Source organism: Deltaproteobacteria bacterium (assembly GCA_016210045.1).
Lineage (GTDB): Bacteria > UBA10199 > UBA10199.
Window position 1 is genome coordinate 176948 of sequence record JACQUX010000041.1, and the last position, 15295, is coordinate 192242.

Annotated in this window: 11 protein-coding genes; all 11 read left to right on the forward strand. The window is 60.9% G+C overall.

What is annotated here, in order from left to right; translation table 11 throughout:
• Positions 1–2: 2 nt before the first annotated feature.
• Positions 3–1085: an EscU/YscU/HrcU family type III secretion system export apparatus switch protein gene (locus HY696_12935; GenBank protein ID MBI4239306.1), complete on the forward strand. Its 1083-nt coding sequence runs from the start codon at positions 3–5 to the stop codon at positions 1083–1085.
• Positions 1086–3158: a flagellar biosynthesis protein FlhA gene (gene flhA, locus HY696_12940; GenBank protein ID MBI4239307.1), complete on the forward strand. Its 2073-nt coding sequence runs from the start codon at positions 1086–1088 to the stop codon at positions 3156–3158.
• Between the two features lie 18 nt (positions 3159–3176).
• Positions 3177–4505, forward strand: a complete 1329-nt coding sequence (gene flhF / locus HY696_12945; GenBank protein ID MBI4239308.1) for a flagellar biosynthesis protein FlhF — start codon at positions 3177–3179, stop codon at positions 4503–4505.
• Positions 4506–4528: 23 nt separating this feature from the next.
• Entirely contained in the window at positions 4529–5431 is a 903-nt protein-coding gene (locus HY696_12950; GenBank protein MBI4239309.1) for a MinD/ParA family protein, read from the forward strand.
• Between the two features lie 15 nt (positions 5432–5446).
• Positions 5447–6247 (forward strand): FliA/WhiG family RNA polymerase sigma factor, encoded by an 801-nt coding sequence (locus HY696_12955; protein MBI4239310.1) that lies wholly within the window; start codon positions 5447–5449, stop codon positions 6245–6247.
• Positions 6244–8685, forward strand: a complete 2442-nt coding sequence (locus tag HY696_12960; protein ID MBI4239311.1) for a glycosyltransferase — start codon at positions 6244–6246, stop codon at positions 8683–8685. The genes HY696_12955 and HY696_12960 overlap by 4 nt, the downstream gene beginning before the upstream one ends.
• Positions 8686–8754: 69 nt before the next feature.
• On the forward strand, positions 8755–9675 hold the full coding sequence (locus tag HY696_12965) for a tetratricopeptide repeat protein (GenBank protein ID MBI4239312.1): 921 nt from the start codon (positions 8755–8757) through the stop codon (positions 9673–9675).
• Positions 9672–11579 (forward strand): DUF115 domain-containing protein, encoded by a 1908-nt coding sequence (locus HY696_12970; GenBank protein ID MBI4239313.1) that lies wholly within the window; start codon positions 9672–9674, stop codon positions 11577–11579. The genes HY696_12965 and HY696_12970 overlap by 4 nt, the downstream gene beginning before the upstream one ends.
• Positions 11566–11949, forward strand: coding sequence for a hypothetical protein (locus HY696_12975; GenBank protein ID MBI4239314.1), 384 nt, complete (start codon positions 11566–11568; stop codon positions 11947–11949). The genes HY696_12970 and HY696_12975 overlap by 14 nt, the downstream gene beginning before the upstream one ends.
• A complete protein-coding gene (locus tag HY696_12980) occupies positions 11946–13799 on the forward strand; it encodes a DUF115 domain-containing protein (protein MBI4239315.1) in 1854 nt (617 codons plus the stop codon). The genes HY696_12975 and HY696_12980 overlap by 4 nt, the downstream gene beginning before the upstream one ends.
• Positions 13796–15106, forward strand: coding sequence for a glycosyltransferase family 4 protein (locus HY696_12985; protein ID MBI4239316.1), 1311 nt, complete (start codon positions 13796–13798; stop codon positions 15104–15106). Before HY696_12980 ends, HY696_12985 begins: the two co-directional genes overlap by 4 nt.
• Positions 15107–15295 lie beyond the last annotated feature (189 nt).

Below are 15295 nucleotides of genomic sequence, written 5' to 3' on the forward strand. Positions count from 1 at the left end.
GTATGGCGAATGAAACGCAGGACGGACAGGAGAAAACGGAGCAGCCGTCCGATCGACGGCGCGATGAATATCGCGCCGAAGGTCAGATCGCGCGCAGCGTCGAGGTGACGGCGTTCTTCGGCATCCTCGCCGCGTTCGGTGCGTGCGCGATGTGGGGACGCATGATCGGGCAGACCTGTCTCGATGCGTTGCGTGGCGCGCTCTTTTTCGATCATGGCGTGAGTTTGGCGTTGGCGGAACCGTGGTGGCGACAATTCGCGATCCCGATGATCAAAGCCGTGCTGTCGATCGGCGCGACCGTGTTTCTCGTCGTGTTGGCCGGTTCCTGGATGCAAACCGGCATCGTCTTCGCGTGGAAGAGTCTGCGCACCAAATGGGAGATGGTGAATCCATTCAGCGGGCTCAAGCGGATGTTCTCCAGTCGCACGGCGGTCCAATTACTGAAAAATCTCCTGAAAGTCGGCGTCATCACGTGGCTGGTCTATGGCGAGCTCTCGCAGCGTACCGAAGAGATTGCCGCGATCACGATGATTCCGATGACCAGCGCGTTGCTCTGGAGCGTCGCGCTGGTTGCGCGGTTGCTGTTTCGCATCATCATTTTTCTAGCAATCGTCGCGGTCTTGGACTTCGGCTATCAATGGTGGACGATGCGCAAGCAAATGATGATGAGTCGTCAGGAATTGAAGGAAGAAGTGAAGCAGCAACAAGTCTCGGAGCAAGTCCGCGGGAAACTTCGCAGCGTCGCCTCGCAGCGGGTCAAGCATATGATTAAGCAAGAGGTGCCGGCGGCGGATGTCGTGATCACCAATCCGACCCATTTCGCCGTGGCGGTGAAATACGAACGCGGGTCGGACCGCGCGCCACGCGTCGTGGCGAAGGGGAAAGATTTAGTCGCGGCCTATATCCGCGAAGTGGCGGCGGAGGCGCATGTGCCGCTGTATGAATTTCCGGAGTTGGCGCGCACGCTCTACGCGCGCGTGAAGGTGGGCCAAAGTATTCCGGGCGACCTCTATGAAGCGGTAGCGCGGGTCCTCGCGTACATTTATCAGATCTATCGTCGACGTTTCGCCAAGTGGATGGTGTAAATGGCTATGCCGAGCACGATGCGCAACATCCTGAAGGAAGGAAGCGACTTAATCCTGGTCGGCTGCGTCGTCGGCGTCGTTCTGCTGATGGTCATTCCGCTGCCGCCGTTCTTGCTCGATCTCGCGCTGGTCGGTTCGATCGCGCTCTCAATTCTATTGCTGCTGGTCGCGTTCTACGCGAATCGCCCGCTCGACTTTTCTGTCTTCCCGGTCATGTTGTTGTTCGCCACGTTGTTGCGGCTCACGTTGAACATCGCCAGCACGCGGCTGATCTTGCTGCACGGTGCGGAAGGGGAGGCCGCGGCAGGCAATGTCATCCGCGCCTTCGGGTTCTTCGCCGTCAGCGGTAATTATGTGGTTGGCGTGATCGTCTTCTTGATCCTCATCTTGATCAACTTCGTCGTGATCACGAAGGGCGCTGGCCGCATTGCGGAAGTCGCGGCGCGGTTCACGTTGGACGCGATGCCCGGCAAGCAGTTGGCGGTCGATGCTGATTTGGCTGCGGGCCTGATCAACGAAGCCGACGCGCGTTCGCGCCGCGAAATGTTGCAACGAGAAGCGGATTTTTACGGTGCGATGGACGGCGCCTCTAAGTTCGTGCGTGGCGACGCGATCGCGGGCATCGTGATCATGTTAGTGAATATCTTCGGCGGACTCGTGATTGGCGTCGCGCAGCAAGGCCTCTCGTTCGCCGAGGCCGCGCGCATCTATACCATGCTCACGGTCGGCGATGGCTTGGTCGCGCAATTGCCCGCGCTGATTGTGTCCACGGCCGCCGGATTGATTGTCACCAAGGTCTCGAAGCAGCAACGCCTCTCCGACGAGATTACGTCGCAAGCGTTCGGTAATTGGCGGCCGTTGGCGATGGGCGCGGCGATTCTCGGCGTGTTAGGGATGGTCCCCGGACTGCCGTTGTTTCCATTTTTCGTGTTGGCGTCGATGATGGGGTGGCAGAGTTATCGGATGTGGATGCAACAGAAGGCGACGGCGGCGGCCGCCACGGCGGATGGCGAGACACCGAAGGAAGCGGCAGCGAGCCAAGAACTCACGGTGCCGCCGCTCGACTTATTGGAAGTGGAAGTTGGCTATGACTTGATCCCGCTGGTCGATCAACGGGCCGGCGGCGAATTCCCGGCGCGCATTGTCGGCGTGCGGCGCCAATTCGCGAACGAAATGGGGTTGGTCTTGCCGCCGGTCCACATCCGCGACAACTTGCGTCTGAAGCCGAACGAATATCGCTTCTTCTTGAAGGGCGCAGTCGTTGGGCGCGGCGACATCATGCCGCATCACGCGCTCGCGCTCGATCCCGGCATGACGACGCGGAAGTTGGAGGGGATCCAGACCACCGATCCCGCGTTTGGGCTGGACGCCCTCTGGATTCCAGAGGCGCAGAAAGAGAGCGCCATCGTCGCCGGCTATACCGTCGTCGATTTGCCCAGCGTGATGGCGACGCATCTGGTCGAGATTGTGCGCAAGAATCTGTCGGAACTGTTCGGGCGGCAAGAACTGTCGAATTTATTGGAGCAGGCGAAGGCGACGCATCCGAAGGTGGTGTCGGATCTGAATCCGGAGGTCATTCCGGTCACGACCGTGCTGCGCGTCTTCCAGAACTTGTTGCGCGAACGCGTGTCCATTCGCGACCGGATCACGGTGCTGGAGACGATCGTCGCCCACCATGCGCACACCAAGGACCCGGAGGAATTGACCGAATATGTGCGCGTGAATCTTGGTCGCGCGATCGCGCAGCAGCACAAGGCCGCGGACGACACGTTGTACGCGATTACACTCGATCGGACATTGGAAGAACGGTTGGCGAAGTCGGTCACGCATACGCAAAGTGGACCGCAGATTGCGGTCGATCCGAACATGGCGCGGACCGTGATCGAGCATGTGGGGCGCGAGGTGAAACGTCATGTCGCGAATTCGCAAGCCCCGGTGGTGCTGACGTCGCAGCAGTTGCGGCCGCATTTGTATCGGCTGTTGGAGCGATTCATCCCGAATCTTGCCGTGCTCGCCCACGGCGAAGTCGCCGGCCACGTCTCAGTCCGGCCACTCGGGATGGTCGCGGTGTAAGGGAAAAAAGGAGGCCCCATGCGTCTGAAAACCTATACCGTCGACACGCTGTCCGAGGCGGTGGACATGATCAAGCGCGAGCTGGGTCCGGAGGCCGTGATCCTCAATACGCGCAAGGTGGAGGGGACCGGCCGGTGGTGGTTGCGGGAACGACCGCGGCTGGAAGTCACGGCCGCTGTCGATGTGAATCCCGCCGCGCTGCAAGCCGGCGCACCGCCGACGCGAACCGTCGAGCCGGGGCGCTTGTTGCAACGGCTGACCGAAGATCAAATCAAACCGGTTCATGACGAGCTGAAGACGATTCGCGAATTCCTCGTCAAGATGTCGGAACAAAAACCGTCCTATGCAGAACATCGGCAAGAGCCGGCCGTGACCCAATCCGCAGATGCCGCGATCGTGCATGCGCCGCCGGCGGAAGAGACCGAGGAGGTCTCGGAGACCGAGTCGTCCTCCACGCCCGCCGCCACGCGGCCAACGCGGCACGCCTCGCATGAACGCATGGTGACGAATCACGCGATCGTCGAACTCTCGCGCACGCTGCTGTGGCACCAAGTCGATCCGCAATTGGTTGAACAATTGGCCGATGAATTGGTCGACCGCAATATTCCCGCAGCCATCGACGTGCTGAAAGAACATGCGGCGGTCTGGTTGCAAGAACGGATTCCGGAGCGATTGCCGATTACGGCGGGTGGCGGCGAGCGGATCATTACGGTCATCGGGCCGACCGGATCGGGCAAGACGACGACGTTGGTCAAGCTGGCGAGTCAGCACGTGCTGGAACGGAAGCGTTCCGTTGCATTCATTACATTGGATCATTTTCGGATCGGCGCCGAAGAACAATTGCGTAAATACGCCGATATTTTGCAGGTGCCCTGCGAATTGGCGACCGATACGCTGCATTTGCGTCGCTTGATCGAACGTTTCAAGGACACTGATCTGATCCTGATCGACACCACGGGCCGTTCGCCGCAGGATCTGGAAGGATTGAAACGGATTCAGCAAAGCCTGGAAGCGATCGGACCCGCGTGGCGCGCGCTGTGCCTGCCTGCCGCGCTGCATGGCGCGGACTTAGGCCACATGATGGCCCAGTTCGCGCTCGTTGGGTACAATCGGCTGATCATGACGAAGCTTGACGAAGCGGCCAGTTTTGGGGCCTTGTTCAACGCGACTGTACGGAGCCGCGTCCCGTTGGCCTATTTCACCACCGGACAGCGCGTGCCGGAAGATATCGAAGTCGCGAGTTGCGAGCGCATCCTCGATTGCTTGCTCAACTTCTCCGGCCAATTCCCGGTGCCGCTGACGTCGGATGGTGACGCGGAGCGGACGATGCAACCCACAATGATCTAGTGCCACGAGAGAGGGAATGAGCCATGACAGACACGACAGACCAGGCAGCCGGATTGCGCGATCGGGTGGAACCGACGGGGACGGCGCCGCGGCGTCAAGTCCCGGTTTTGGCCATCGCCAGCGGCAAGGGCGGCGTCGGCAAGAGTAATATCGCCGTCAACCTTTCCTGCCAATTGGCCAAATTAGGGAAACGCGTACTGCTGTTCGACGCCGATTTCGGGTTGGGGAACACCGACATCCTGCTCGGGATCCCGGCGCGCTACACCTTGGCGGAAGTCGTGTTGGAAGGGCGCCGTTTGGAGGAAATCGCGCTCCATTTAGAAAGCGGCGTCACATTGATTCCGGCCGGCTCCGGCGAATTTTCGCTCGCGAATGCGGAAACGATGCTGCTCGAAGGGATCTTTTTCGAATTGGAACGCTTCATTGCGCGTTACGATATCGTGATCGTCGACACCGGCGCCGGAATCGGTCAACGCGTGCGCGATACGCTGCTCTTCAGCGACCAAATCGCGATCATCACGACGCCAGATCCGGCCTCGCTCACCGACAGTTACGCCACGGTGAAAATGGTCGCGCAGCGCGATCCGGCCAAACCGTTCGCCGTGATCGTGAATATGGCCGATCGCCCGTCGCAAGCGGAAGCCACATTTGCGCAACTGGCGCGCGTGGCGAAAAAATATTTGAATCTCACGTTGGAATCGTGGGGCGGTATTCCCAACGACGAACGCGTAGCCGCAGCGATCCGGCGTCAGAAGGCGGTGACGGAATGTTTCCCGAACACCCCGGCGAGTGTGGCGATCGGCAAGATCGCAGCGAAGATCGTGAATAAACCGTTCGTACAAGGCGGAGGCGGCAGCGGCGTACGGGGATTCCTGCGCCAATTCTTTCGCCAACGAGAAGAGGGACGCGTTGCGGTCACGGTGTGATCGCGCGGCATACGCATGATTCCGTACGCACAAACAACCTATCAGGAGCCGGTGCCGCCGCCGGCGCCACTGACGACCGTGGAACAAGGCCGTGTCGTCGGCCATCTGAAGATCGTCAAATGGACGGTGCATCGGATCGTCGAACGGCTGCCGACGCATGTCGATCCGGACGATTTAATGCACAGCGGAATCCTTGGACTGATCGACGCCGTACAACGCTTTCAATGGGGCCGCGAGCGGGAAGCGGAAGAATTCCGCGCGTACGCGGAGTGCCGGGTGCGCGGCCGTGTGATGGATGAATTGCGGCGTCTGGATGTGTTGCCGCGATCGGCCCGTGAGAAGGTCAAATTTTTTAAACGTGGCGTCGAACATTTACGCCAAGAGTTGAAGCGGGAGCCAACGGAGTTGGAAGTTTCCACCCAACTTGGTGTGGATATCGAAACCTGTCAAAAATGGCGCGCGGAGGCGAATCTCGGCCAGCAAATCCCATTCGATGGGCTGCAAGGCGGCGATTCGTTGCAAGGATTCTTGCAGCAAATCTTGGCCATCAGCGATCCGGATACGCCGGAGGCGTTGGTGCATATCGAAGAAGTGAAGCGGATTTTGACCGAAGAAATCGACAAGCTCACGGAACGCGAGCGGCAAGTCATCAGCTTGTATTATTACGAAGAGATGACGCTCAAAGAAATCGGGATGGTCCTGTCGGTCTCCGAATCGCGTATTTCGCAAGTGCGGTCGCAAGCCATCACGAAGTTGATGAAACGGTTGCGCGCGGTGTTCGGCGCCGACGCCGAGAGCGAGGTGACGGAACTATGAGCCCATTGCCCTCCGTGAGTCTCTGCATGATCGTAAAGAACGAAGCGGCGTGGATCGCGCGCGCGATCATGTCCGCACGGGCGCTCGTGTCGGAGGTCGTCGTCGTGGACACCGGATCGTCTGACGGCACCGTGGCCGCCGCCGAGGCGGCCGGCGCGCGCGTGCTCCCGTTTACCTGGTGCGACGATTTCGCTGCCGCGCGGAATTTCTCGCTCGACCACGCGCACGGCGAGTGGGCCCTGATCCTCGACGCCGATGAATGCCTCGATGCGGCCGGCGTGGAAGCCTTGGCGCAATGGCTCGCCAATCCGACGGCGGATCTGGTGATGCTGCTCCAAACTACGTATTCCCATCAGAGCCAACTGGTGATGTGGCAGCCGAATCAGTTGCTGATGTCGGAAGCGGCCACGTTCCCCGGCTATATCGAATCGCCGCTGATCCGCTTGGTGCGGCGAACACCGGACGTGCGCTTTACCGGTCACGTGCATGAAGAAATCGTGCCGCCGCCGCACTTGCAGGCCGTGCGTCTCCCGGTGCGCATTCACCATTACGGCCAAGTGCGCAGCGATCCGCACACCGAAAAGGTCGCATTGTATCGGCGATTGGCGGAACGGAAAGTCGCGGCAGGTCCGCTGACGGCGAAAACGTGTTTCGATTATGCCGTGGCGAGTTGGGAGGCCGGCGATGTCGCGACCGCGCGCACGCATTTCCTGAAGACGTTGGAATTTTTGCCGCACCATTTGCCCAGCCTGTGCGCCCTCGCCACCATGGAAGGCGCACGCGGGGCATGGAGCGCGGCGGCGACGTATTACACGCAGGCTCTCGCGGCCAATCCGCGCTATCTCGGGGCGGTCTTGGGGATGATCGATTGCTGCGTGGCGCAACACAATTCGGCGGGCGCCGCGCAGTATTTGGCGCAAGCGGAACAGTTGGCGCCGACACATCCGCAAGTCCTGCGGCGCAAAACGCAGGCGACCGCGCCGACCCTTTCGCTCTGCATGATCGTCCGCAACGAAGCCGCCTGGTTGCGGCGGTGCTTGGCCAGTGTCGAAGGCTTGGTGCAAGAAATCGTCGTCGTCGACACTGGCTCGACCGATGACACCAAGGTTATTGCGCAGGCCGCGGGGGCGCGCGTCGTCGACTTTCCCTGGTGCGACGATTTCTCCGCCGCGCGCAATGTCTCGATCGAGCACGCCACCGGCGACTGGATTTTAGTCCTTGATGCGGATGAAACCATCGCGCGCACCGATCACGCCGCGATCCGCGACCTGATCACGCACCCACGCGGGCAGCTCTATTTTTTCATCCAGACCAGCTACACCGAAGAATCGTCCACCTTCGATTGGATCCCGAATCATCTCCATGTCCCGGAAGCCGCTGCCTATGCCGGCTATTGCGAATCGTTCCTCGTCCGACTGTTCTGCCGCTGCCCGGAGATTCGTTTCCGCGGCCAAGTGCATGAACATGCGGAACATCTCGATCCGTCCGTGAAGGCCGTCGACACGCCATTGCGCATTCATCATTACGGCAAGACCGTGGGTCCGGAACGTGATGCGCGTAAAGGCGAACTCTACTTGCGCTTAGGCCTGGCCAAATGCCGGGAACGACCGCACGACGCGCATGTCTGGTACGAGCTGGGCGTGCAATACTGGCTACTCGAACAAACAGATCGAGCGCGCGAGGCCTTGCATCGTGCCGTAGCGCTCAATCCCACTTATGTCCGACCACACATCGCGCTCGCCGGGATCGCGCATGCCGAGGGCAATGCGGCGGAGGCGGTGCGGCACTACACGCAGGTCCTGACGCTCGATCCGAAACACGTGATGCCGTATCTCTATCTCCCCGGTCTGTTCCTTGACCTGCATGACTTCCAAGCGGCGGAGGCCGTCATTGCCGCCGGGTTGCAATATTTTCGTGACTATCCATCCTTACACATTAATCGGGGCGTGGTGCAAATGGCGATGGGCAATTACCGAGGCGCCTTGAGCGCCTTCCGCGAGGCGCTGCAACTCCATCCCAACGAACCGCTGGCCGTCTTGAATTGTGGCATCGCGTGGATGAATCTCGGGGAGTGGGAGGCGGCGCGCCAAGCGTTCGAACAGGCCCAACAATGGCCGCGGACTTGTCGAACGGCGCGGCGCCATTTGGCCGAATGGCACTTCCGGCGCCGCGAACTCCCGCAAGCGCTCGCATTGCTCGATGCGTTGGTCCATGAAGGGCAGGCGGATGCGGAGACGCATTATCAACGCAGCGTCGTGTTGATTCAACAACGCAACATGGATGCGGCCCGTGCGGCGTTGGCGGCCATTACCACATTCGACGGACTCAGCGCGCAAGCACTCGAGCGTCTGACGTACTGTTATCGTGCGGTCGGCGACGAGGCCGGCGCACAACGAGTAAGCGCGCCGGAGCGGCAGCGGAGGCCTGGCGCACGGTAGCCGGGGCCACACTGCGACCGAGGAGGGAGCAGTGTGCTCCATAAACGAGGACGCACCAAAGGAGAGAAAATGAATATCTATCATCTGCCGGCCGGTGATCCCGCGTGGGCGCGGGCGTACGGTTTTTCCCCACAGCCGCTGACTGCGATCGAATCGAAATTGGCCGAGGCAACCGCCGCCGGGCAGGTGGTCGGCTGGTGGCGCGACGGACTCACGCTCCATTGCGATCCCGCGCACAGCCGCGCCCGGCGGACGCGTTGGACCGGCGATACGCCGCTGGCGGCGGAATATCGCGTCGACGCCGTGCCCTCATATTGGGAGGCATTGGAATATTTCTGCGAAGGAGAATTGGATGCGCTGATCGTCGGCCAATCCTGGATCTCGTTTCCTGCAGCGGGACGCGAGGTGCTGGCTCGTTTCGCTGCACACGTGCCGTCTGCGGCGGACAACGACGCGACCACGGCTACGCCGCTGACGCTGCCCGATTGCTCGAACGAGGTCGCCGGCGATCCCTTCCTGTTGAATCAATGGGGCAAGATGCTCTCGTATGCGCAACGCTATACCGAGGCCGGCGCGGCGTTTCGCCAGGCGTTGGAGCTCAATCCCGAATATGGGGAGCCCTACGGCAATTTGGCCACGTTGCTGTGGAACTTCGGGAAGCGTCGTGAGGCCTTCGCATTGTTTACCGAGGCCTTGCTCAAAAATCCGCATCGCACCACGACGCAACTCAACTTCTTCGATGCCGGCCATAACATGGAAGAATTTGCGACCATCGCGGCCGTGATGGAAGAGTTGATCCCGTCCGTGCCGGATCAAACCGAATTCCGCCATCATCTGGCGATCGCGTATCACAAGCTCGGCCGCGCCTCCGACGCGCTGACCGCGCTGCGCGAGATCTTGGCGCACGATCCCCACGATGCCGAGGCGCAAGCGCTGCTCGAAGGATTCGAGGCGGCGCCGTCGGCCGCGGCGTCGCAGGCGCTCTCATGAGTCAATGGTTGGCACAGAATCTCGCGGCCTTGCGGGCGCGCGATCCGCAATTGGCCGATCGTGTCGCACAGTGCGATCCGTCCGCAGTTGAAGTCGTGCGCTGCGACGATGGTCTGACCGATCTCCGGTGGCAGGGCACGCTGCTCGATGGCGGCACGCCGCGAAGCGCCGCCGAACGGCTTGTCGCGCAGACTGACGTCCCGAATCCGCGACTCGTCTTTTTCTACGGCCTTGGCTTGGGCCATCACGTCCGGATGTTTCTCCAGCAGCCGCGTCCGAAGACGATCGGCATCCTGTTGGTGGAGCGCTCGTTGGCCTGTTTTCGCCGCGCCCTCGAAACCGCGGACTGGTCCGCGATCTTGGCCGATCCGCGCGTGGAATGGTTTGTCGATATCCCCTCCGATGCCTTGCCGCATGCGGTCGTCGTCGTACTGCGGAAACCGGACCTGCTGGTCGGTGTGCGGGCCATTGTCCCCGTGTGCCACGAAGCCGTGATGCGCATTGATGCCCAGTATTATGTCCACGTGGCGGAACAGGTCCGATTGAAAACGCAGGAGATCGAAGAATTTTATGTCCTGGGGTCGCCGGAAGATGGCTTTCGCGGATTCGTCAATGTGATGACGAATCTTCCGCACTGTGCGGAGTTGCCGCCGTTCGATCCCTTGGAGGGCGCCTTCTCGGGTGTTCCCGGGATCGCGATTTCGACCGGACCGTCGCTCGCGCATTCTTTTGAATGGCTTCGCCAAGTCGGCGATCGTGCCGTGACACTCTGCAGTGATTCGTGTTTGCGGATTCTGTTACAGCAAAAAATTACACCGCACGGCACGGCGTGTTTGGAACGCGTCCCGGAGACCAAGCTCCTGTTCGATGGACTGCCGCCACTCCCGGAGACGTGGTGTTTCATGAATCCGATCGTCTGGCCGGAGACCTTTCAAGGGTATCCCGGTCCGAAGGCCCTCTTGATGCGCTCCACCAGCCCGCTCCAGTGGTGCTTCCCGGACTGGAAACACTACGACATGGGGAATTCGGTTTCTCATCAGATGTTGCTGATGCTCCAGAAGATGGGTTGCAATCCGATCCTGCTGGTCGGCCAAGACCTCGCATTCGACCGCCATTCCGATCGGACCCACGTCGCCGGCATTCCGGATCTGTTATATCAGGTGGGCCAGAAACAACGCGCGGATAGCGAGCAGCGGGCCGTGGCGCGGCGCGACGATGAATGCCTCGTCGAGGGCAACAACGGCGAGCCGATTTTGACCATGCGCTGGTATAACGCCTTTCGCATGGCCTTTGAGGTGTTTATTCAAGCTGGAAAAACCCCCGTGTACAACGTGATTCCGAAGGATTACGGGGCCAAGATCCCGGGCGCGCATTGGTGCCCACCCACTGAGGCGTTGAGCCTATTAGGAGAGACTCACCCAATCCGTTCGCACTTGCGCACGACGCTCGCCGCCACCGGCGACTCGCCGGCAGCGTTTCATCGGAAGGCCTTCGCGCGGTTACAACGCATGCACGCCTTGTTGACGCAATATGCGCAGGCATCGATGGATGTGTTGAACGCCGTCAGCCAATTTCGCCAGCGGCATAATCCAAACTATTTTGGGGCGGAGACTTTTCGGCCGCTGTTCACGCGTGTCGAGCAAATTGCACGGAGCATGGCCGAAGACCCGGAGGATTTTTTTGCGGGGGTCCTTTCGGCCGTGACGCAGGGGCCGGATCTCTTGATTGCCCAACGGGCGGAAGAGTTGTTGAAAGAAGTGAATCCGTCGGCTGCGGTCTTGGAAGCGCAAGTCGATTGTATTCGTGATTGGTTCGGGAGTGTGTTTACGTGGTCGGCGAGAATGGCGCGCCACTTGGAAACCACCGTCTTATCGACCTACCCTCGGTCCGATGCGCATGCATAGCGAATCACTGCAAGCCGTAACCCATTTTCAATCCGTCGTGTTGGAACGATTCCTCGCCCACTCGCGTTTTTATCAGCAGCACCTTCCCAGTCATGCGACGCCCGAATTGATGGCGACGTATCGCGCGCTCCACGAGACGCTACTGGTCGAGGAGGGGCGGATCATGGAGTCCGACCCAGCGGCGTGTGGGATTTTGCACGCGCGCTTGCGCCCCGTCCTCGACGAAGTGCGGATGGGCGTCCGTGCGAATCTCGATACGGCGCCGCCGACCCTCGCCCCCCTTGTCGAGGCGCATTTTTTGTGGCGCCATTGGTATCGCCATTGCCTCCTCGTCGCGAGTTGCCGGCGTGCGGAATTGGAGGGGACGTGACGACATGGCTGGCGCGCAACCTTGCCGTTCTCCGGCAGCGGGATCCGGCACTGGCGGCACGCATTGATGCCGCGCAGGACTCGCACGTCGAGTTGTTGACGCTTCCGCAAGGCGGATTCGATTTGCGGCGCGGCGATGGCCATCCCATTTATGGCGGCGATCCCGCAGCCGCCACGGCTCGCTTTTGGGCGGGCCACCAGCTGGTCAATCCGTTGTTACTCGTGTTTTATGGTTTCGATCTCGGCACGCATGTCCGGCATTACTGCACCCACAGCCGCGCACGTGCAGTGCATCATGTGATCATTGAACAATCCGCCGCCGTTTTTCGTCTGGCCTTGGCCAGCGCCGATTGGACCGATCTCTTGGCCGATGAGCATTTCCATTGGGTGATTGGCGAGACGCCGGAGCGGCTGCAGCGCTGGGCCTTCGATTTTTTCGCGGTCGGCGAACGCCTCTGCATGAGCGTGCGGTGGCACAATGTCATTTGGTTACCGCGTGCTGACACGGACGGGCCCTATTATTTGTCCGCCGCGCGTGCGCTGAAGCAAGGACGCGAGCAGCGTGTGCTTGGCGTTGCGGCCAATCCGGAAGATGAATTGCGTGGGTTGTTTCATGTCGTGGAGAACCTTGAGCGGTTGGAGACGACGCCGCTGTTCGATCAACTGGCCGGCACATTTGCCGGATATCCTGGCATCGTAGTGGCGACGGGCCCCTCGCTCAACGCGTCGTTGCCGGCGTTGCGTGCCGTGGCCGACCATGCGGTCATTTTTGCCTGTGACAGTGCCGTCCCCGTGTTGTTGGAAGCGGGGATCCGACCACATTTCATCGCCTGTCTGGAGCGCGTGATTGCGACGCGGTTATTAGTGGCGCAACTGCCGCCGTTGCCGGACACATGGTTGGTCGCCCTCCCAGTCGTGGCTGCCGCCACGCTGGCGGCGTATCCGGGTCCATGCCTTTTTACCGTTCCGCATGGCGGCGAATATCGATGGCTGCTGGGCGATGCGCCGAAGCAATGGTATGGCCCTTCTGCGGCCACGATGGCCTGTGTCGGCCTTGCGCAGCTCGGGTGCGATCCGATCCTGCTCGTTGGCCAAGACTTGGCGTTTGACCGCGAATCGGGGCGTTCGCATGCGGTCGGCGCGCATGCATTGTTACAAGCCGTGGGCATCGATAAACGGCAGGAAGCGGCTGCCGGCGCTGGGAGTTGGGTGCCCGGCAACGACGGACGTCCGATTCTTTCCTGGGCCCCCTATCAGCACATCGCGGCCACCTACACACTCCAGTCGCATGCGGGCGGACCGCAGATTATCAATGCGATTCCCGCGGCCTACGGGATGCAGATCGAGGGTCTTGAACGGGGAGAACCGGAAATCACGCTGCGGCAACATTGTCGTGTCGCCGTGGATGCGGTCGCAGCCGTTCGTGAACGCCTCGCGCGCACTCATGTTCCGGCCGCCTCTGATTTGCGGCATCGTGTCGTTCACGTGCGTCGTGACTTGCAAACGCTGCATACGCAAGCGGTGGCCGTGTTGTTGGCGCTGGATCGTGCTCCATCGCAATGGTCCGAACTCTCGGCGCTGCGCGAGCACTTGGCGTGGATCGAGCGGCAGCTGAACAACATTGTATTGGCTCCGGCCTGTCAGCAATTTCTCTTGCCGTATGTGCGCCAAAGCTATCTTCACATGATGTGCCAGTACTATGAAAGACAGGGGCGTGCCGGCACGGCATTGTCGGAATGGAATGCCCTGCCGCCGTTGTTTCGCGCATGGTTCGAGGAGGCGGTCGTGTGGTCGCTGCGCACCGCACACCTCTTGCATTCCATTCCTCCGTTTGCGCAGGACATCGAATGAGTCATCCGCTCACCATCGTTTTCTTGCTCCGCGGCGTCCCGTGTAGTGGCCGCACGCTCCGCACCAAACCGCTGGGCGGCGCGGAGTCGGCGATGATCGGGATGGCCGAGGCATTGGCCCGTCGCGGCCATCAGGTGACAGTGTTCACGGAGGCCGATGCCGTCGGCACGCAACACGGCGTGACATACCGCAGTTGGCGCGACTTCGAATCGATGGCCGGCCAATTCACCCCCGACGTCTTTATCGGCGTCCGCTATCTGCTCCCATTCTTGGCCGGACGTTGGGGCCGCATTAATATCCTCTGGACCCCCGATGCCGCGAATCAACCTTTCCTCAATGCCGCTCTGCAACTGCGTTTCCACGACAACGCCCAGGACTACGAAATTGGTCTCTATTCACTCGGCTACGTACAGCGACACATCGACGCGATTTTTTGCGTCGGATTGTGGCAAGCCGGTACGTTGCGCGAACGATTCAAACTTCCTCCGGATAAAGTGGTTGTTGCCTATAACGGCATCCGACTCGACGCGTTCGCACCGCATGCGTTGACCGAGCGACGCCGCGAAGTAGTCTACTGTTCCACGCCGTTCCGCGGTTTAGAATATCTGCTCCGTTATTTTCCCGCCATCCGCGCCCGTGTCCCGGACGCGACTTGTGCCGTCTTTAGCGGGATGCAACTCTACGGCGCCAGCGCGGAGGAAGACCGCGCCCAATTCGCCGCGCTGTACGCGTTAGCGGAACAGCCCGGTGTCGAGCTCGTCGGGCCGGTCGCCAAGCCGGCACTGGCCGCGCGTCTCGTACAGGCGCGCGTCCTCGCGTATCCGAACACGTTCGCCGAGACCTTTTGCATCGCCGTCGCCGAGGCCCAAGCCGCCGGACTCCCGGTCGTTACCACGCAGCTCGGCGCGTTGCCGGAGCGGGTCACCGACGGCGTCGACGGCTATCTGATTCCCGGACACCCGACGAGCGAGACCTATCGCGCGTTGTTCATCGACCATGTCGTCGAGCTGCTGACGGACGATGCAAAATGGGAACGGATGCACGCCGCGCTGCCGGCGAAAGTCGCGCCATTCGGCTTCGAGCGGTTGGCGGAGGATTGGGAGACCACGTTTCAACAATTATTGGAACGACAAGGCGCCGTACTGCGTGTGCGTGCGGCCCCGTTTCGCCCCCAACGACAAGAGTGCGACCTGACGGTGGACGGCACGCCGAAACATCTGACCCTGACGGAGGAGATGTTGCGCCACTATTACGCCACGAGCTTAAAAGAGGCGGGATTCGTGCGCGCCGCGGAACGAGCGGGCTGACGGGCCAGTTTGCCCATTGATTTTGCTCAACATTTATGTGGCCGCCGTACGCCACGCCGATCGGCCATGGAAATCATTCAGTTTTTTTGGCAGGACGGGACGACCCCAACCATGGCTGCGCCCCTCTGAGCGCGTTCTAGGCCCTTACCGTGCGTCTACCGGGGAGATATTTTCTCGTTATCCGGCGGA